This window comes from Natronotalea proteinilytica, from assembly GCF_055379935.1.
The window spans coordinates 2,326,643-2,346,675 of record NZ_AP043947.1 but is presented as its reverse complement, the minus strand read 5'-3'; the positions used below and the strand labels follow the sequence as shown (position 1 = coordinate 2,346,675).

Below are 20,033 nucleotides of genomic sequence, written 5' to 3'. Positions count from 1 at the left end.
ACGAGTTTTTGTGCGAAGGGCACATCGCTTTCATCCCAGCTCTCATATGTTGTACATCGCGTCTCATTTACCTGCAGGCGCCGTTGCACAATAAGAGCTCCGGTAGTCCTTTGCTTATGCCGTAGTTATGCCACAGATATTTCCGAAAAACGCCAACATGCTGCCACTTTTGTCACTCGGGGCTTCGGTCTTCGGGTTTATTGTGGTGGTATTTCTCGTCTGGTACTACTTCTCGCCTGAATTTACGGATGTGGGGTATCGCCCTGAGCAGCCGGTTGAGTTCAGCCACGAGTTACACTCTGGGCAACTCGAAATCGATTGTCGATATTGCCACAACTGGGTTGAGGAGGCATCCCACTCCAACGTGCCGGCGACACAGACATGCATGAACTGTCACAATCAAATTAAGACCGATTCGCCGGCGCTTTCTAAGGTGCGAGACAGTTGGGAGAATGATGAACCCATCCAATGGGTGAAGGTGCATCATCTTCCCGATTACGCCCACTTTAGCCATGCCTCTCATGTGGAGGCCGGTGTAGGGTGCGAAACATGCCACGGTCGTATCGACGAAATGGAGGTGGTCGCTCAAGCCGAGCCGCTCTCTATGGGATGGTGTCTAGAGTGCCATCGCCAGCCCGAGTTGTATCTGCGCCCCACCGAAGAGGTGACGACCATGGGCTACGTGCAGCCGGCTGATTTTGTGGATCGTAACCTGGAAAAGGTGCGCCGCAATGGTATTCAGCCGCCCCAAAACTGCTCGGCATGCCACTATTAGTGTAGTCTGCTTGAGCATCAGCAGCATGCCCGATAGCACGCTATCGATGCCCTGTCTGCTTTTTTTGTGAGAGGTGCGCTGCGCTTCTCTTCTACTGTAACGAACGGTTTGACCCCATCGATTTTTATGATCGAGCTTGATGTCATAGATGATTCGTCGGCGAAACAGCCGAAAGAGGAATCGGGCCCGCGTTTTTGGCGCAGCCCGTCACAGGTGAAAGGAACCGACGAATCCGACGCTGCCAGCGAATTTCAGGATGGTACCAGTACCGCTCCTTCGGGCGCCTCGCGCCGTCAATTCTTGCAGCTGATGGGCGCTGCGATGGCGATGGGCGGGCTTACGGCCTGCCGTCGTCCGGTCGAGAAAATTGTGCCCTATGCCCGCAACCCAGAAGAGGTGATTCCGGGAGTGCCGAATGAGTACGCCACAGCGGTACCGTTTCGCGGAATTGTGCGTCCTGTGCTTGTCGAAAGCAATGACGGACGCCCAACCAAGGTGAATGGCAACCCAGACCATCCGTACAGTCAAGGGGCTACGAGTCCGTACGAAATTGCTTCGGTGCTCAACCTCTACGACCCCGATCGCTCGCGCCGGGTGCGTGAAAACGGCAGCCGGACCTCGTGGGGCGACTTTATGAGCTTCTGCCGGTCGTTTGGGGAGAACGAGAACAAGACAGTGGCTGTGTTCGCGTCGCCTACAGCCTCGCCCAGTGTGCACGCCATGCGTGAGCGGCTGGAAGAGCGATTTGCCGATACACGGTGGATTCCGTATGCCGCCGATGGCGACGACGTGGTGCTTCAGGGCATGCAAGACGCCTTTGGAGAGGCGCTGCGTCCTGAGTATCAGTTCGACAATGCCGAGATCATTCTCTCGCTCGATGCCGACTTCCTCGACGGCATTGATGCCAATTACGAAAACAACAGCCAAACCTTTGCCGAGACCCGCCGTGTGGTCGACCCGGATGATGACATGAGCCGTCTGTACGCTATTGAGAGCGCGTACACGGTAACCGGCGGTATGGCCGACAACCGGCTTCGCATGCAGGCGCGCCGTATCACACACTTTGCAACCGCGCTGGCTGCCGAGCTTGGCCTTGATGTGGAGCCCACCGGCTCACTAAGTGAAAAAGAGCAACTCTTTGTATCCGAAATCGCCAACGACCTGCAAGGCGCAGGGCCGCAGAGCCTGGTGCTGGCTGGCGAAACGCAGCCACCTGCCGTTCATGCACTGGCCATGGCTATCAACGATCTGCTTGGAAGCCTGGGCGAAACCATTTCCTTTTATGCCCTTGACGAGGCGCCCGAGGTGCCACAGAGTGAAGCGCTGAATACGCTCGTAAGCGACATGAACGCCGGTGATGTGGATGCGGTGATTATGCTGGGGGTAAACCCGGTGTACAGTGCGCCCGCATCGCTTGACTTTCGGGAGGCCCTTCGCAATGTGGACGATACTGTGCATGTTGGGCTTCATGTTGATGAGACAGCTCGCGCCTCCGACTGGCATGTGCCACAGGCGCATTACCTGGAATCGTGGGGCGACGGTCGAAGCTACGATGGAACGCTTTCCATCATCCAGCCGCTCATTGATCCGCTGTACGAGGATGCCCACTCGCTCATTGAGGTGACAAACGCGCTGGCCACTGGTACCGATGCCAGCGGCTACGACTTGGTGCGAGACGTATGGCGCGGCCAGGTCGAAGAGGACTTCGAAAATACGTGGCGTCGTACGCTTCACGATGGCTTCCTCGAAGACAGCCAGTATGCCACTGCCGATGTGGGCACGCCCACCCTTCCCGGCAGCTTCGATGCCTATGACGAAGACGGATATGAAGTTGTATTCCGTCTCGACCCAACGGTGCTGGATGGCCGCTTCTCCAACAACGCATGGATGCAAGAACTGCCCGATCCCGTTACCAAAATTGTGTGGGATAATGTGGCGTTGATGAGTCCGGCCACCGCTGATGATTTGGACGTGGAGGTGAGTTATGACGCTGGTGTGTTCCGCTCGGATCGTATCGAAATTGAACGGAACGGTACGACTGTTACCCTTCCGGTCTGGATCCAACCTGGATTCCCGGATGGCACCATTGGCGTAACCTTCGGCTACGGGCGTTCGCTTGATACGCGCCGCTCGAAGCGCTCAGCTCCGTTCTGGAATACAGACGACTATACCGACATTTATGGCGACGGTCCTGTAGCAGGCGGGGTGAATGACGATGGCTCGCCGTATAAACCCGTTGGCACCAACGTGGCCCCGCTACGCACGAACAATGGGCGCATTGCTACAGGCGCATCCGTTGAGAAAGTGGGCGAGAAGTATAAAATTGTCTCCACCCAAGAGCATGGCTCGACGGAGGGGCGCCCCATTACACGATGGACCACGCTCGACGAGTATCGCGAAAATCCGGATGTGATTGACGACATGGGCGAGTATGTGCCCGGTCCGGAAGATTCGTACGAGGACTATCCCATGCTTTGGGAGGATAACCATCCGGCTGACCAGCCCGAGATGAAGGACAACTGGTACTACGATAACCAGTGGGGCATGGTCGTAGACCTTAACACCTGTACCGGTTGCAATGCCTGTGTGGTCGCCTGTACCAGCGAGAATAACGTGCAGGTGGTTGGTAAGGAAGAGGTTGGGAATGGCCGCCACATGTACTGGATGCGCACCGATCGCTACTATGTGAGCGATGATACGGGAGAGGAAGATCCCGAAATGGTGATGCAGCCCGTGACATGCCAGCACTGCGAAAATGCGCCGTGCGAGGCGGTGTGTCCGGTGGCTGCTACCTACCACTCACCCGATGGCACCAACCAGATGGTGTACAATCGCTGCATTGGTACGCGGTATTGCTCCAACAACTGCCCGTACAAGGTGCGCCGGTTCAACTACTACAACTGGGTCGGCACGCTTCCCACCGAAGTGCAAATGGCACAGAACCCTCGTGTGACGGTCCGTTCGCGTGGTGTTATGGAGAAGTGCACCTTCTGCATCCACCGGGTACGGTCTACACAGCGCCAGGCGCGCAACGAAGACCGGCCTATGCAGACTGATGAAGTGACAACGGCCTGCCAGGATGCTTGCCCAACCAACGCCATTACCTTTGGTGATCTGAATGATCCTGAAAGCGAACTGGTGGAAAAACGCCAGAACGCACGTCGCTACCAGATGCTAGCGTATCTCAACACCAAACCGCGTCTATCCTACTTGGGGCGCGTCCGGAACCCAAACCCCCGCTTGCTCGAGGCCGATGAGGCATCGACTGAAGTGGCGTAAGCCTCCGGACATATGTTCACCCTGTTGAATCAAGTGTAGAATTCCGTGGACAAGCGTACTGACTCCAGCGAGGCGCCTCATGGAGGCGACAACTTTCACGAGCGCCCTCGGCTCGTAAAGGGCGACCTTTCGTTCAACGACATCACCGAAATGGTGTCGTACCATGCCGAGCGGAAAACCCCCAAAGCGTGGTACTTATGCTTCGCAGTGGCCGCTAGTGGCTCACTGCTGTTGCTGCTCATGCTTGCTTACCAGGTGTACAACGGGGTAGGCGTGTGGGGCAACAACCAGCCCGTTGCTTGGGGGTGGCCGATTGTTAACTTCGTATTCTGGGTGGGCATTGGCCACGCCGGTACGCTGATTTCAGCCATCCTCTTCCTGTTCCGGGCGCAGTGGCGCACCTCGATCAACCGCGCTGCCGAGGCGATGACTATCTTTGCGGTGATCTGTGCGCTCATCTTCCCAACCTTCCACGTAGGCCGTGTGTGGGCCATCTACTGGACGCTGCCCATCCCCAACCAAATGCAGATGTGGCCGCAGTTTAAGAGCCCGCTGCTGTGGGATGTATTCGCCGTGTCGAGTTACTTCCTCGTATCGCTTGTCTTCTGGTACGTAGGTATGGTGCCTGATCTGGCCACGCTCCGTGATCGCGCCAAAGGCTTCTTCCGTAAACGCATCCTTGGCTTCTTCTCGCTTGGATGGACAGGCGGTAACCGCCAATGGCGGAACTACGAAAAAGCGTATCTGCTGCTGGCTGGATTGGCCACGCCGCTCGTGCTTTCCGTTCACTCGGTTGTGTCCTTTGACTTTGCCGTCTCTATCATACCCGGATGGCATACGACGATTTTCCCGCCCTACTTTGTGGCTGGCGCCATCTTCTCAGGCTTTGCGATGGTCGTTACGCTGCTAGTGTTCGTGCGCAAAATATACGGGGTTGAAAACCTGATTACGCTCGACCACCTCGAGAAAATGAACATCATTATCCTGGTGACAGGAAGTTTGGTCGGGTTTGCCTACATCACGGAGTTCTTTATTGCGTGGTACTCGCAGGTAGAATACGAGCAGTACGCCTTCCTGAACCGAGCCTTTGGGCCGTATGCCTGGGCCTACTGGATTATGATGGGGTGTAACTTAATTGCTCCCCAACTCTTCTGGTCGAAGAAGCTGCGTCGCTCCATCCCCGTGATGTTCGGAATATCGATCTTGGTTAACATCGGAATGTGGTTTGAGCGCTTCGTGATTACCATCACGTCACTGCACCGCGACTTCCTGCCGAGCTCGTGGGGCTACTACACGCCCACCATCATCGACGTGCTCACGTTTGTGGGTACGTTCGGGCTCTTCTTTACGCTCTTCCTGCTGTTCCTGCGCTTCATCCCGATTGTAGCGATGGCCGAGGTGAAGGCTGTAATGCCTCAAGCCGATCCGCATCACTACGAGGGCGAAGGCGATGGACATGCTCCTGCAGCCAGCGAGCGCGACACTGCGCCGTACATCAAGCCCTCACAAGGATACCGTAGCTACCGCGGAGGCCGTCAGAAAGGAGATGGCGGCGATGATGACGAACCCCGCCTAAGCGCGTAACTCCTCCTGCTGTGCACCCCCTTGACGAATTGAACGCTTTCCAACCATGACTCTGATTCAGGAAATCAAGGCCTCGATGGGCATTTTCGATGGCGCCGACGACGGCGCCTACGGGCTGCTCGCAGAGTTCCGCGATCCCGGTGCCCTCATGCATGCCGCCGAAGCGACTCGTGAAGCAGGATACCAACAGTACGATGCTCACAGTCCGTTTCCCATTCACGGCATGGACGATGCAATGGGGCTCGGAAACTCAAAAGTCGGCTACTTCACATTTGTAGGCGGGGTAACCGGCTGCGTTGGAGCCTACCTAATGATGTGGTGGATGGGAGCAGTTGACTATCCCCTCAACATTAGCGGTAAGCCGTTCTTTTCAATCGAGCCTTCGGTTCCCGTTATGTTTGAGCTCACCATTGTAGTTGCGGCGGTAGCTACAGTGAGTGCGATGCTCGCGATGAACGGACTGCCCCGCCCGTACAATCCGCTCTTTTACTCCGACCGCTTTCGGAAAGTAACCGACGATGGATTTTTCCTGCACATTGCCGCCGGCGATGCCCAGTTTGACCGGGAAGATACTGCCGCGTTCTTGCATGATCTGGGCGCCCAGCACGTCGAGTTGATTTACGACGACGAAACCGTTGATGCGTAACCTCTGGCCGCCTTTTCTACGGCTCACCCTAAACCTGCAAAGTAGCATGCTTCGTTCCCTCGTACTTTCTCTCGCTGTGGCGGCTCTGGTGCTCACCGGATGCCGTGGCATGGAGTCGGATCAGCCACCGATCCATCCGAACCTGGACATGGATTACCAGGAGCGGTTTAACGCGCAAGATGCCAATGACTTTTTCGCGGATGGGGCGGCCATGCGTACGCCCGTTCCCGGAACCATTGCTCGTGGCTTGCTTCGCGATGACACTGAACTATACGCCGGACGCACCGAAGATGGCTCGTTTGTCGAGGTCAATCCGGTTGAGGTGTCGCGTGAGTTCTTAGAACGCGGCCAAGAGCGTTACGACATCTACTGCGAGGTATGCCACGGACTCTCGGGCGATGGGAATGGGGTTATCATGGAAGGCGGATACGGATACACGCCCGCACCCACATTCCACAGCGATGTGTTGCGTGAAGAGACGGATGGCTATCTCTACGATGTCGTGACCAATGGCGTGCGCAGTATGCCCGGATACGGCACCCAGATCGCTGTGAAAGATCGTTGGGCCATTGTGGCATACATGCGCGCCTTGCAGCGCAGCCAGGCAGCCAGTGAAGACGACTTGCCCGAAAGCGCTCGTATCCAACTCGAAGAAGGGCGTGCGAACGTCACCATCGACTGACCGCATGCTGATTTAACGCCTCCGCCCTACCTGATCGCGGCTCCCTCCGCTGAACTTTCGACCGCTACGTTATGTCTGACTCCGAATCGCGCTCTTCATCGCTGTTAACCTGGCTGCTCGATCCAGTCCGCTCTACTGCCGAATCGGCCCCCGAGCGGTTCCAGTACACCGGAACCGCCCGGGCGTGGGTCGTACCTGCGGCTATTGGACTGGCTATGCTTGTCATTAGCGTGCTAGGATGGCTTACCAATCCCGAGCAGTTCTATGTCTCGTATCTGGCTGCATGGACGTTCTGCCTGACGATCAGCTTGGGGGGGCTCTTCTTTCTCTTTTTCAACCACCTTACCAAAGCGGGGTGGAGTATTGTCGTCCAGCGCATTAACGAGGCGCTGGTATGGGCTTTTCCCATGCTCGTATTGCTCTTTATCCCGATCATTATCGGGATGGATGAACTGTACTCGTCGTGGACAGACCCCACAAAGTTCATTGAGGGGCATCCCAACTATGATGAGATTACAGCTGGAAAGGAAGGCTACTTGAATAAGCCGTTCTGGTTTATTCGCGTTGGAGCCTACTTCTTGCTCTGGTGCGTGCTTTCGTACAAACTGTACACCGAATCGCTTCGGCAAGATATGACAGGCGATTCCGAGGCGCCTGCTAACTTGCGGTTTACCAGTGCTTGGGGGCTGCCACTCTCGGCCGTAGCCACCATGTTCTTTAGCTTCGACGTGATCATGTCGTTGGATGCGCACTGGTTCTCTACCATCTTCGGCATCTACCTGTTTGCCGGAGGCATGCTCGGAGCTATCGCACTCATCATTATCCTGGCGCGGAGCCTGCAGATGTCAGGTATGCTCACAAACGCCATCACGAAGGAGCACTACCATGACCTCGGCAAGTACCTGTTCGGATTCACGATTTTCTGGGCGTATATTGCATTCAGCCAGTACATTCTGATCTGGTACGCCGGGATTCCAGAGGCTACCATCTTCTTCCGTGAGCGGCTTGAAATGGGATGGGAGTGGCACAGTGGAATGTTGATTCTTTTCCACTTTGCGATTCCGTTTCTCTTTCTGCTGCCTCAAATCACCAAGCGCATCCCTGCCATCCTTACCGTGCTGGCTATCTGGCTCCTCGGGATGCATTGGTACGATATGCACTGGTTGAACGTGCCGTTCATTATTGAGGAAGGAGGCTTTCACTGGCTTGACTTTACCACCTGGTTCGGACTCTTCGGGCTCTTTCTTGCATCGGTTGTGTTTCGCTTGAGCCGCCACTCGCTGGTGCCGCACAAACACCCATACCTGCGTGAGTCGTTGCACTTTGAAAATGTGTAACCCTTTCTCACAAGCTGGCGGACGCGCGGTCGTACAGAGCGCGCGTTCACCATGCAGGCGCCCTACTTTGGCGTGATTTTCGCGTAGACGCGCGACCCTGGCGCAAAGGGCGCCGTACCATAGCCACCCAATTTAACGAAACGGTTTCTCTATAGTCGTTATGAGTTCTGACGCTGCTGCCTTAGATGCCCCTTCGCTGGTCGCACCACGTGAGGCGGACCTTGTAGACGGTGACGATGTGCAGTTCGAATGGCAGCCTGTTGATGGGGCCGATCGTTATATCCTGCAGGTGGCCGAAACCGCTCGATTCGAAACGGTTGTGCTCGAAGAAGATGTTGGCACGCATACAAGCGTCCGTATTGCGGACTTTTTTCCAGCCGACGAAACGACCTTTTTCTGGCGCGTCCTAGCTGTAGAAAATGACACAGCAGGAGCCGCTGGCCCGGTTGAAAGCTTCATTGCCACGACTGCTAAGCACGTTGAGGCTGAAGGTGGAGTAAAACCAGCTGGAGAAAAAACGGGCGTTTCGGTGCAGGTTGTGCGTGCAAAGCCCGAAGACGCTCCCACCGAATTTATTGCCCCCGAAGCTCGCCTTCAGCGAGAACGCGAAATGGGGGTTGCAGACGAGGGATTCGCGACTGGGCCTATCCTTGGAATTGCCGCTGCTATTATTATTGTCATTACAGTAGCTGTCTTCGTTGTCTTTGCATGGACGAACGTGGTGAAGCAAGAAGCGCGTCAGGCGGCTGTTGGAGACCGATCAGATGCTGCTGAACGGGCCGCTGTCGAAGGGCAGCGCAAAATTAGTGAGTATGGGGTGGTCGATGAAGAGGAAGGCGTCTACCGCATTCCAGTAAGTCGGGCCATCGACCTGATGGTCGAAGAGCAGCAACAGTAGTATGTTACGTCTACTCATGAACAATATGTATCGGCAGTGCAAAGAATGGCCCTCATTTGATGCTGAAATGAAGCCGCCAAAGACGCTGCAACCCAGTGATAATGTGCTCGTACATGCTACGCCGCATGCGCTACGGACTTAAACTCCTGAATTGCTATGGTGTCATGCACTTATCGCTACGTAGGACGTTACGTTTTAAGCATTGCTGTCATTGCAATGCTTGCCATTGTACCTTCTGTGCATGCCCAAGAAAGCGGGCAAGAGCGTCCTGAGTATGAAGGCGTGGGTATTGATCAAAAGCACGGTGAGCACGTGCCGCTAGATCTCACGTTTCAGAACTCAGAGGGAGAAGACGTATCGCTTGATACTTACTTCGATGGAGAACGCCCGGTATTGTTAAACCTCGTATACCATGATTGCCCAATGTTGTGCGGGCTCATGATGAACGGCGTCACCTCCACACTAGACGCGTTAGACTGGACCCCCGGTGAGGAGTACGAGGTGCTTACCGTCAGTTTCAATCCGCGCGAAACGCCAGAGATTGCACGCGAGCAGCGAGAGCGTTACCTTCGCCAGCTCGATCGCCCGGGTGCAGAAGAAGGCTGGCATTTTCTTACCGGTGATGCCGAGAATATTGATGCGTTAACAGATGCTGTTGGATTCAACGTCCGATGGATCGAGGAGCAAGAAGAGTATGCGCATCCTACGACGTATGTGTTTCTAAGCGGCGAAGGACGAATTTCGCAGTACATCCACGGCCTCGAAATGCCGAACCGCGACACGCGCCAGGCGCTTGTCGAGGCTTCAGATGGCCAAGTCGGTAGCCCCATGGATCTGGTCCGGCTTTACTGCTTCCAGTTTGATCCAGACGAAAACACGTACACCGCCGACGTGCTCAACCTCATGCAAGCCGCCTCGGGGCTTACCGTAGTCGTGCTTGGGAGCATGTTGTACGTATTTTGGCGGCGCGAAAAACGCGATGTTGACGATCAACTTCAGGGCACCCTTTCGATTCCTTCAATCGAGAGCCCTTAAGAACTCAATATCTGCTCCGCTTGGTGCATTCTTTGAAATCTGTCATCAGTGTCTTTTGTCATGACCAACGATTCAGGCACGTTCTGGCTTCCTGAAGCAGCCTCTACAGTGGCTGCCGAGGTAGACTGGCTGTTTTATTTTGTATACTGGGCCAGCGCCATCATTTTTGTTGGCGTGGTTGCTGCCATCCTTTACTTTGCGTATAAGTACCGGAGGAAGGACCCCAACGACCGGCCCGAATTAGTCGAGGAAAGCAAGATCCTGGAGATTTCTTGGATCGTGATTCCTACGATTTTGGTGCTCCTGGTGTTTACATGGGGCTTCCAGACGTACATAACACTTGGAACGGCTCCGTCCAATGCCTACGAAATTCAGGGTGAAGCCTATTCCTATGGCTGGAGCTTTGAGTATCCTGAAGGAGCACAAACCACAGACGACCTATATATTCCCGCTGACCGCCCGGTTACAATCAACCTGAGCAGCCGCTCCGGTGATGTCATCCACAGTTTCTTTGTGCCGCAATTCCGCGTAAAGCAAGATGTGCTTCCGAATCGGTACACTGCCGTTCACTTCGAGGCGCATCAGCCGGGGACGTATGAGCTGTTTTGCACTGAGTATTGTGGGGTTGGGCACTCGGCGATGATTGGCGATGTGAATGTGCTTCCCCAAGATGAATTTGACGAGTGGGTTGACGAAGCAGCAGTCGATATGGACGACCTGACGCTTCCCGAACTGGGCGAGCGGCTTTATGCGAGTGAAGGATGCCAGGGATGCCATAGCCTCGATGGATCAGACGGCGTTGGGCCCACCTTCCAAGGGCTTTATGAGCGCGACCGCAACCTACAAGATGGTAGCACGGTGGTGGCTGACGAGAACTACCTACGCCAGATGATTATTGAGCCCACGGCACAAGTCGTTGAGGGGTATCGCGCCGGAGTGATGCCTGCATATGGGCATCTCGATGAACGTGAAGTCACTGCTCTGATCGAGTTTATTAAAGAGCAGGAGTAATCGCTCCTCGACAAAATCGTTTCCCCCTTGTATCACCCACGAACGCGAACTGATTATGGAAGCGGCAGCACATGCAGCATCGGAAGAACGCTCCGAATCGAAAACATATCTAGAGCATGAAGCCACCGTTTGGGGTTGGCTGACGACGAAAGACCATAAGAAGATCGGGATCTTGTACTTGGTCTCGCTGGCCGTGGTCTTTCTGGTCGCTGGCTTGCTTGCCATGGCGGTGCGACTGGAGCTGTTCTCGCCCGACTTCAGCATCATGTCGGCGGATGCGTACAACCAGACCTTCACGCTCCACGGTGTGATGATGGTCTTCCTGTTCATCGTGCCGTCTATTCCGGCCATTCTAGGTAACTTCGTGTTGCCCTTGCAGATTGGCGCCAAAGATGTTGCCTTCCCCAGGCTTAATCTGGCCAGTTGGTATGTGTATATGGCTGGCGGTATCCTAACCGTAGCAGCCATTCTGGCGGGACAAATTGATACAGGATGGACCTTCTACACGCCATATTCCTCGCAGGCGGGTGGGGCGGTTCTTTTCATGACAGCCGCAATCTTTGTCGCGGGCTTTGCCTCGATCTTTACGGGGCTTAACTTCATCGTGACCATCCATAAGATGCGGGCTCCGGGTATGACCTGGAACCGCATGCCGCTGTTCATCTGGGGGCTCTACGCCACCAGCATTGTACAGGTGTTGGCAACACCCGTCATCGGAATCACCATGATTCTGCTGTTGCTGGAGCAAGTCTTGCAAATCGGAATCTTTGACCCGGCATTGGGTGGGGATCCGATTCTGTTCCAGCACTTCTTCTGGTTCTACTCGCACCCGGCAGTCTACATCATGATTCTGCCAGCGTTTGGAATCATCAGCGAGCTCATTGCTACGTTCAGCCGCCAGCGCATCTTCGGGTACCGCGCCATCGCGCTCTCGTCGGTAGCGATTGCCATGCTCGGGTTCCTCGTATGGGGGCACCACATGTTCGTGTCTGGACAGTCGGCGATCTCTTCCATCGTCTTCTCGCTGATCACTTACCTGATCGGAATTCCTTCCGGCATCAAAATATTTAACTGGGTCGCTACGATGTACAAGGGCTCGGTGTGGCTGCAAACGCCGATGTTATACGCGTTGAGCTTCCTGTTCCTGTTCACCATTGGTGGACTCACCGGCATTATGGTTGGGGTGTTGGCTGTAGATGTGCACGTGCACGACACCTACTTTGTGGTCGGCCACTTCCACTACGTTATGATGGGAGGAACCGTCATGGCTCTTTTAGGCGGCATGCACTACTGGTGGCCGAAAATAACGGGGCGTATGTACAACGAGATGCTCGGTAAGATTGCAGTAGCACTCATCTTTGTTGGCTTCAACCTGACGTTCTTTACGCAGTTGGTTCTGGGCAGCCAGGGCATGCCGCGGCGGTACTACGAGTACGTAGATCGCTTTGCTGCTCTGCACCAGCTTTCGACAGTGGGCTCCTTTATCCTGGCAGCAGGACTCTTCCTTGTGCTTGGATATGCAATCCATTCGCTCTTCAAAGGCAAGAAAGCTCCACAGAATCCGTGGGCAGCAGCTACACTAGAGTGGACCAATGTTGCTGCAATGCCTGACCCCCACAACTTCCACCGCACTCCGCTGGTAACGCGTGGCCCGTACGACTTCCACAAAGCCGATGAAGTGTTCGGTGGAGGCGACGGCGCCGTTGGAGGCGATGGCGGCGCAGACGGCGATCTGCTGACTCCGCCTGATGCTGCTCCAGCTGCCCCTGAAGAGAAGCCTGCTGGATCCTAACGCGTAAACGCGACGCTGAAGCCGTTGCCTCGTCTGCAATGGGGCAACGGCTTTTTCCTCCGTATCCTGCTTTCGATTGTAGCATTTAGATCAAATGGCCACTGACACTGCCCCGGCGGAAACACAACACGACGATCATCACGATCACGACCATCCGCCCCACGTTCAACATCACTTTGTTTCATCGGAGCAGCAGTTCGATTCCGCCAAGCTTGGAATGTGGCTGTTCCTGATCACGGAGATTCTGCTCTTTGCAGGGCTCTTTGTGGCCTATGCCGTATACCGCAACTGGAACCCGGTGGCGTTTGCAGAGGCCAGCGCAACGCTGGATTGGGAGTTGGGCTTTATCAACACCATCGTGTTGCTCACGTCCTCACTGACGGTGGCAATTGCCATTCACTTTATTCAAAAGAATGAGCAGCGCAAAACCGTACTGGCCCTCTTATCAACGATTGGGTTAGCAGCGGTCTTTATGGTGGTCAAGTATTTTGAGTACACAGCTAAGTTTGAGGCGGGCCTCCTTCCAGGCGACTCATTCGCTCCGGTCGGCGCGTACGAGTATCTAGCCGGCGTGATCTATGCCCCGCAGTTCTTCAGCATTTACTTTGTGATGACAGGCATTCACGGGATCCACGTGCTCATTGGTATGGGACTCATCGGCTGGGTTGCCTGGCGCACGCATCGAGGACACTTTAGCGACGAATACTATACACACATTGAACTGACCGGCCTCTACTGGCACTTGGTTGACCTCGTGTGGATTTTTCTCTTCCCGCTGTTGTATCTGGTATAACTTACGCTACCTGCCGATAAATCACCCCCTATTGCACGGTTAACGTTAGACTACTATGGCACACGGACATCACATCATCCCGATTCCTACGCTCCTTAAAGTGTTTGCAGGTCTTGTAGGGATTACCATCGTGAAGGCGTTCCTGGCACTGAACTTTGAACTGGGAGCGCTTGACATCCCAATGGTGCTTGTCCTTGCTGGTGTAAAGACCTACTTGGTAGCGGGGTACTTCATGATGCTGAAGTACGATAACCCGGTGAACAGCCTCACTTTCATTGTGGGAATCCTCTTCGTCGGGATCTTCTTGATCTTTACCTTGCTCGATACAGCATTCCGTGGCGACCTCGACAATGTAGACGAGATGTCAATCGACGAGCGGGAGCGTATGATGGAAGAGCTCGACGGAGTAGAGCCCGAAGACCTGCAAGAAACAGAAATCGACGACGAGTAAGTGACTGCACCGATGGATTGGGGGCTGCATGGCTCCCTTTCATTGTATCTGCAGGCCCCCGGGCTGTAGGCGAGGGGGCTTGCGTAGCTAGCATCTTTAGACGAATCGGACGTCGAATCTTAGCGGATTGGCGTCCGTTTTCTATATTGATAACAAAATACGGACAACTGAAAGCTACAAAAAGAGTCGTATGTAAGTAGTTCGGTGCTTATATTAGTCGTACGTTGCTCGCACGAACTCGCTCTGCGGTCCCATGCATGTGTTATTCCTCACGATTGTTGGCCCCATCCTTTTTTTCCTCCTCACATGGGTGGTTGCCACAGCCTACCGGCTCTATTTTCCCGAACAGCCGCTTGTGTTTGATAATGATCCAATCGTGCTGCGGGAAGAGCGTGCACGCGAAGGGCAAAGCATTCCAGTGGGCGTACGCGAAATCCGAGAAGATCAGCGACGCAACCGTCAACTTGGGCGAACATCTCCGGACTATCGCTATGCCTGGGGCGGGTCAGACGGCTTCCCAGATGCGTGGAAAGATGATATCTGGCAACGACGGAATTGAACACCTCGGGGGCTCCATTGCCTTGATGTTGCTGAAACTTTAGCCATCCCGGCAGTTGTTCGTGCGGCTCTCCTTGTAACGCGTAACGATAGGTCCCTTTTTTCTCGCTTTTATCTGTACTGCGGTTCCGCTTCATGAAGGTTATTGAACACTTAGATCGTGCATCAAACCCGCTCATTTCCTACGAAATCATCCCCCCCAAACGGGGCGGCTCAGCAGAGCAAATGCTGAATGTGGTGGAAGAACTGCTTCCATACGATCCGCCATTCATCGATGTAACGAGTCACTCAGCTGAAGCCTCATACAAGCAGATGCCCGATGGTTCGTGGAAGCGATGCGTGAAGCGGAAGCGCCCGGGAACGCTCGGTTTGTGTGCGGCCATTGAAGCGCGATACAACATCGATACCGTGCCGCATATCTTGTGTAAAGGGTTTACGCGTGAGGAAACAGAAGACGCTCTCATCGAGCTCAACTATCTTGGCATCGATAACGTCTTAGCTATTCGAGGCGATGATAAAGGTGTTCAAAAAGAGGTTCCTGCCGATCGATCGCGCAATGAGTACGCGGTAGATCTAGTGCGACAGATCAACGCGATGAACAAAGGGATGTATCTGGAGGATCTAATGGATGCAGCGCCCTCCGACTTTTGCGTGGGCGTAGGCGGGTACCCTGAGAAGCATTTTGAGGCGCCCAACCTGGCCTGGGATGTGATGCGGCTTAAGCAAAAAGTGGATGCCGGAGCCGACTATGTGGTGACACAGATGTTCTTCAATAACGACCACTACTTTGAGTTTGTAGACGCCTGCCGCGATGTGGGAATCGAAGTGCCAATTATTCCAGGACTGAAGATTTTGACACGCAAGCGACACCTTACTTCACTACCTGGCTACTTCCATGTAGAGATTCCTGAAGAGCTTGCGGCTGCGGTGTCGGCAGCAGATACGCAAGACGAGGTTCGCCATCTGGGAATTGAGTGGGCGATCCGTCAGGCGGAAGAACTGCTTTCTGCTGATGTACCATGCTTGCATTTCTACATCATGTCAAGTGCCGATACGGTAAAAGAGGTCGTTGAGCCGCTACGTGAAATGGCATAGGGAGAGAGCCTATCAGGCAATCCCATCAGCCGATGGGCCCAGAACGAGCGAATGCAGACCTCACAACATGAGCGTGCTGGGGACTTGTCGTTGTAAGCCCGTTGTGTTATCGTATCTTCGTCTGCTGCGTGCCCCTATCGATCGGGCTCCGGTCGAGGGCACGACGCACAGCTCGCTGCTTCTGCTCCCTTAGCGATGACCATGAACGATCGCCTGTCTATCTCTGTTGCTTCGTTGATAGCCGTCAATCTGATCCCGCTGATAGGGGTCCTTTTCTTTGACTGGTCCGCGTATGCCATTCTGGTGGTGTTCTGGGCCGAAAACCTGATTGTCGGCTTTTACACGGTCACTCGTCTGTTCACGCTCTTTCGGCGGAATGGGGATAACGGAGCCTTGCTAATGATTCTCTTTTTCTCGTTCCATTTTGGAGGATTTACCTTCGGACATGGAATGTTCGTCATCTTTTTCTTTCCCAAGTTCATTCCCGGATTTGAGTTGCTGGATATATCGTTCCTGGGTCTACTGATCACGTTTGTAGGACTGGTGATCAGTCACGGCATCTCGTACGTGGAAAACTTTCTTGGGAACGAGGAATATCGAGACATGACCTGGCAGGACCTTATGATTGCTCCTTACCGACGGGTTGTGGTCCTTCATGTCGTCACGGTTGTGGGAGGCATCTTCGCGGGCCTTCTTGGGGATCCGGTCATTCTACTGGCTCTGTTGGTCCTACTCAAAATCGGCGTTGATGTGGCCGCTCACATCAGCGAGCATCAGCAAAAAGAGAGCGGTAACGGTCGCGATGGAAAAGCCGGGCCAGTTAACTGGAGTCTTTCTACGCTGGGAAGATGATCCTTGGCTGTGGGGTACCCTGATGACACTGCTCACTTCTTTCTCAAACCATCCGACTCAAATGAAAACGCTCCGTTTTGGGTATACACTCGCCCTTTGTTTCTTCCTGCTTGGCATTCTACCGGAATCCGTTAAGTCACAGTCTGTTGAGCAGGGACTCGCTGCACTGGATCAAGGGCAGTACGAATCTGCGCTGCGCATATTTGACATGCACGCACACGCTGGAGGTCCGATGGCGCAGTCGCGTCTCGGATATATGTATCACCGAGGGTTAGGGGTGTCTACCGATCGGGAGCAGGCACAAAGCTGGTATCAAAAAGCCGCTGAGCAGGAAGAGCCACGCGCTCTGAATAACCTGGGCGTGCTGCTTGACTGGGAAGATCCCGAAGACTGTCGCAAGGCATACAAGCATTTGCGAGAAGCTGCCGAGCAAGGTTTCCCTAGTGCAAAAACAAACCTCGGAATATTTTTGGAACAGGGATCATGTTTTGAACAGCCAGCATACGGCCTTGCTCTCATTTTCTACAGAGATGCAGCAAAAGCTGGCGAGATGACAGCCCAACACCGGATTGGATCTATGTACTACCGTGGGAAAGGAGTACCTGCCGACACCGTCACTACATCTACGTGGTGGCGTTTGGCCGCCAAGCAGGGCCATATTCCTTCGCAACGATATCTGTCCTATTTGCTTGCTCAGGGCGAAGGGGTCAAGGCCGACGCGTGGGAGTCGTACATGTGGATGCATGCCGCCATGCTTGACAACAAGGCAATCCGCACCTCAGAAGAGTGGAAAGAGCATTACCATGCGCTGACAAAGCAGCTATCCACCCGCGAACGTGAAGCTGCGCACCGTGAGGCACGGGCCCTCAGGAATCGCTGGCTGCATTCCAGTGATAGGCACGCACCTCGGGCTCGGGGTCGCTGATGGCAAACACAATTTTATAGCCTTCATTGTGGGAGTATACCGCCATATCCTGAGGAAAGAAGTCACTATCCGGCTGCGGATTGGCTTCCATGAGCCGATGTTGCAGTTCGCCATCCATATCAAACACATCCACCTGAATCCAACCCGAGCGCATGTTCAGCACAAACCACAGATTGTCTTGAACGACCGCCGAGGTTGACAAGAGCGGCGGTTCGTGTGTGTCTCCAATCAAAAACGCATGGCTTCGCTCTAGCATGGGCGAGTCGAATCCGCGAAGTGCAACCGTGTCAGCAGGCGTAGTTGGTGCCTGATTCAGATCCAGTGGGAATCGGTCGAGCACGGGGCGAAATCCGGAGAGGCTCCACAGTTGGTCTTCGTGGATACGCAAGAATCCGGCATACCGCCAGAAGGGTTGCTCCAGCGTATGCTCTCCTTCCACCGCGCCGTCCCACGTATACTGATAGAGCGTTGATCCGATGTCTTCGCCCAGCAGTTTCAGGTAGAGGTTGTCGGGGTGGGCTGCGGTGTATACGAGAGAGGCCTCATCAGCCCGTGAAATGCGAAAACCGCGATCCGGGAGTACGGCCCCATTGGCTACAGCGACCAGGCTATCCGTTTCGGCGTTGAACACCCACAGCGTATCTGCAACGGTTCCGCTTAAAAAAGGGACATCGAAGGCTTCGTGGGCATACTCGCGCTCATACGTGCCGCTGGTGTGTAGGTAGTGCAGGCTGTTGCGCTCTACATCGGCCACGACGAGGGTGTCGTTATGGGTGCGTTGTACCATGCGGGGGTAGCCCAATGGATAAGCAGCTTCATCGCGGAGTGACCAGGCCAATTGGAGGGAGTCGGCTGGCATCTCTTCGGCGATAGAGCGCGAAAGCGAATCGGCTGGTGTGATGCTGTCGAAGTCGCCCGATTGGCAGCTCGAGGGGAGGCATCCGCCTAGCAAAAGGAGGCACGCTGCCGCCCAGAGGAGTGATCGCATGGAAACAGGAACCTGGTTTGTTGAATGAGGCAAAAGCAATGGGGGAATGCTGTATGTCGGAGGATACAATTGGGGTTCCTCCAACATGGCCGTGGGCAGTAGCGTCGCATCCCCCGGACGTTGGTTACTCGCGCCGGCCCAGTGTGATCGGAACTGTGAAGCGATCGCCATTGCGCTCAATGGTGAACGTCAGCTCATCGCCTGGGCGAAAGTCAAAGACCCGCGCCAGATAGTCGTCACGGTTGTCGATGCGTGTGCCTTCGATTTCGAGCACGACATCATAGGTCTGCAAGCCGGCGCGGTCTGCGGGAGAGCCGGGCTCTACATCGCGCACAATCATACCGCACACGTCGCGCAGGCTGAGGGCACGCGCGATGCGGCTATCAACGCGTACCAGGTCGAGCCCTGTGTAATGGGGACGTGCCACCTCGCCTTCGGCTTGAAGCTGCTCCAGAATCTCCACGGCTCGTTCAGCAGGCACGGCAAACCCGATGCCCACCGAGCCGCCGGAGTCGGAATAAATCGCCGTGTTCACCCCAATGACCTCGCCGATGGCGTTCAGCAACGGGCCGCCTGAATTTCCTCGGTTGATGGCCGCATCGGTCTGAATCATGTTGCGATACATGCGACCATCTCGCCCGGATTGCAAGGTGCGGTCGGTGGCACTGACGACGCCTACGGTAACAGACGGTTCAGATGCTTCAAAGAGGCCGAACGGATTGCCAAGGGCGATGACCCACTCGCCGGGGATGGGCGCTTCGGTGGTGTCGAAGCTGAGATGCGGCAACGTGTCGTCGGGCTCAATCTTCAACAGCGCCAGATCGGTGAGACGGTCTTCGCCAACCACTTCGGCACTATAGGTGGAGCCGTCGGGGAAGTAGACTTCGATGGAACGGGCGTTGCTCACCACATGCTCGTTGGTCACGATATAGCCGTCGGGCGACATCACGAAGCCGGATCCGGTTCCTCGGGTCTGTCGCTCGCGAGGAGGGCGTTGCATAAAGTGGCGGAAGAACGGGTCATCGAAAAATGGGTCCCGCACTCGTTCAATTCGCTCCACCCCGATGCTCACAACGGCAGGCGAGGCGGTTTCCACAGCACGTGTTACGGCTGTACGTCGCGAATCGGCAATGGTATCGGCGGGTACGGCAGGCGTTTCTTCGCGTACGGAAGCTGCAGCCGTATCCACATAATCGACTGTAGCCGGTCCGTTAGCAGCCTCGACTGATGGAGGGTGCTCGCTTTCGGCCTCGCAGCCAAGCCCGGCTGTAGAGAGCACCAGCACTCCAATGGTGAGTAGGTAGCGTAGAGAAATCAACATGGCTACGTATT

Annotated in this window: 18 protein-coding genes; 16 read left to right on the top strand and 2 right to left on the bottom strand. The window is 55.0% G+C overall.

Annotated elements, in window-relative coordinates; translation table 11 throughout:
* Window positions 1-127 precede the first annotated feature (127 nt).
* The 16 genes from ACZ5AL_RS09395 (at window position 128) to ACZ5AL_RS09320 (ending at window position 17,713) form a co-directional block, all read left to right on the top strand.
* Window positions 128-775, top strand: a complete 648-nt coding sequence (locus ACZ5AL_RS09395; protein WP_464510113.1) for a cytochrome c3 family protein — start codon at window positions 128-130, stop codon at window positions 773-775.
* A 126-nt stretch (window positions 776-901) separates the two neighbouring features.
* Window positions 902-4,054: a Fe-S-cluster-containing hydrogenase gene (locus ACZ5AL_RS09390; protein ID WP_464510112.1), complete on the top strand. Its 3,153-nt coding sequence runs from the start codon at window positions 902-904 to the stop codon at window positions 4,052-4,054.
* A 150-nt stretch (window positions 4,055-4,204) separates the two neighbouring features.
* Window positions 4,205-5,638 carry an NrfD/PsrC family molybdoenzyme membrane anchor subunit gene (gene nrfD, locus ACZ5AL_RS09385; protein ID WP_464513291.1) on the top strand — a complete coding sequence of 478 codons (1,434 nt, stop codon included), beginning with the start codon at window positions 4,205-4,207 and terminating at the stop codon, window positions 5,636-5,638.
* A gap of 46 nt (window positions 5,639-5,684) precedes the next feature.
* Window positions 5,685-6,284: a DUF3341 domain-containing protein gene (locus ACZ5AL_RS09380; RefSeq protein ID WP_464510111.1), complete on the top strand. Its 600-nt coding sequence runs from the start codon at window positions 5,685-5,687 to the stop codon at window positions 6,282-6,284.
* Window positions 6,285-6,330: 46 nt separating this feature from the next.
* Window positions 6,331-6,966 (top strand): c-type cytochrome, encoded by a 636-nt coding sequence (locus tag ACZ5AL_RS09375; protein WP_464510110.1) that lies wholly within the window; start codon window positions 6,331-6,333, stop codon window positions 6,964-6,966.
* Between the two features lie 71 nt (window positions 6,967-7,037).
* Window positions 7,038-8,303: a hypothetical protein gene (locus ACZ5AL_RS09370; RefSeq protein WP_464510109.1), complete on the top strand. Its 1,266-nt coding sequence runs from the start codon at window positions 7,038-7,040 to the stop codon at window positions 8,301-8,303.
* A gap of 160 nt (window positions 8,304-8,463) precedes the next feature.
* A complete protein-coding gene (locus ACZ5AL_RS09365; protein ID WP_464510108.1) occupies window positions 8,464-9,201 on the top strand; it encodes a hypothetical protein in 738 nt (245 codons plus the stop codon).
* Between the two features lie 156 nt (window positions 9,202-9,357).
* The gene (locus tag ACZ5AL_RS09360) at window positions 9,358-10,236 is read left to right on the top strand and encodes an SCO family protein (protein ID WP_464510107.1); all 879 of its coding nucleotides are present in this window, start codon (window positions 9,358-9,360) and stop codon (window positions 10,234-10,236) included.
* Window positions 10,237-10,296: 60 nt separating this feature from the next.
* The gene (gene coxB, locus ACZ5AL_RS09355; protein ID WP_464510106.1) at window positions 10,297-11,247 is read left to right on the top strand and encodes a cytochrome c oxidase subunit II; all 951 of its coding nucleotides are present in this window, start codon (window positions 10,297-10,299) and stop codon (window positions 11,245-11,247) included.
* Between the two features lie 55 nt (window positions 11,248-11,302).
* Entirely contained in the window at window positions 11,303-13,039 is a 1,737-nt protein-coding gene (ctaD, locus tag ACZ5AL_RS09350; protein ID WP_464510105.1) for a cytochrome c oxidase subunit I, read from the top strand.
* Between the two features lie 94 nt (window positions 13,040-13,133).
* A complete protein-coding gene (locus tag ACZ5AL_RS09345; RefSeq protein ID WP_464510104.1) occupies window positions 13,134-13,832 on the top strand; it encodes a cytochrome c oxidase subunit 3 family protein in 699 nt (232 codons plus the stop codon).
* 55 nt (window positions 13,833-13,887) lie between these two features.
* The gene (locus ACZ5AL_RS09340) at window positions 13,888-14,283 is read left to right on the top strand and encodes a cytochrome C oxidase subunit IV family protein (protein WP_464510103.1); all 396 of its coding nucleotides are present in this window, start codon (window positions 13,888-13,890) and stop codon (window positions 14,281-14,283) included.
* Between the two features lie 253 nt (window positions 14,284-14,536).
* Complete coding sequence (locus ACZ5AL_RS09335; RefSeq protein ID WP_464510102.1) at window positions 14,537-14,842, top strand: hypothetical protein; 306 nt, start codon at window positions 14,537-14,539, stop codon at window positions 14,840-14,842.
* Between the two features lie 134 nt (window positions 14,843-14,976).
* Window positions 14,977-15,936: a methylenetetrahydrofolate reductase [NAD(P)H] gene (gene metF / locus ACZ5AL_RS09330; RefSeq protein ID WP_464510101.1), complete on the top strand. Its 960-nt coding sequence runs from the start codon at window positions 14,977-14,979 to the stop codon at window positions 15,934-15,936.
* Between the two features lie 201 nt (window positions 15,937-16,137).
* Complete coding sequence (locus ACZ5AL_RS09325; protein WP_464510100.1) at window positions 16,138-16,788, top strand: DUF6498-containing protein; 651 nt, start codon at window positions 16,138-16,140, stop codon at window positions 16,786-16,788.
* Window positions 16,685-17,713 carry a tetratricopeptide repeat protein gene (locus ACZ5AL_RS09320; RefSeq protein WP_464510099.1) on the top strand — a complete coding sequence of 343 codons (1,029 nt, stop codon included), beginning with the start codon at window positions 16,685-16,687 and terminating at the stop codon, window positions 17,711-17,713. The genes ACZ5AL_RS09325 and ACZ5AL_RS09320 overlap by 104 nt, the downstream gene beginning before the upstream one ends.
* On the opposite strand, the gene ACZ5AL_RS09315 is transcribed toward ACZ5AL_RS09320, so the two are convergent.
* Window positions 17,655-18,701: a hypothetical protein gene (locus ACZ5AL_RS09315; protein ID WP_464510098.1), complete on the bottom strand. Its 1,047-nt coding sequence runs from the start codon at window positions 18,699-18,701 to the stop codon at window positions 17,655-17,657. The two genes, ACZ5AL_RS09320 and ACZ5AL_RS09315, sit on opposite strands and share 59 nt — an antisense overlap.
* A 124-nt stretch (window positions 18,702-18,825) precedes the next feature.
* The gene (locus ACZ5AL_RS09310; RefSeq protein ID WP_464510097.1) at window positions 18,826-20,022 is read right to left on the bottom strand and encodes a S1C family serine protease; all 1,197 of its coding nucleotides are present in this window, start codon (window positions 20,020-20,022) and stop codon (window positions 18,826-18,828) included.
* Window positions 20,023-20,033 lie beyond the last annotated feature (11 nt).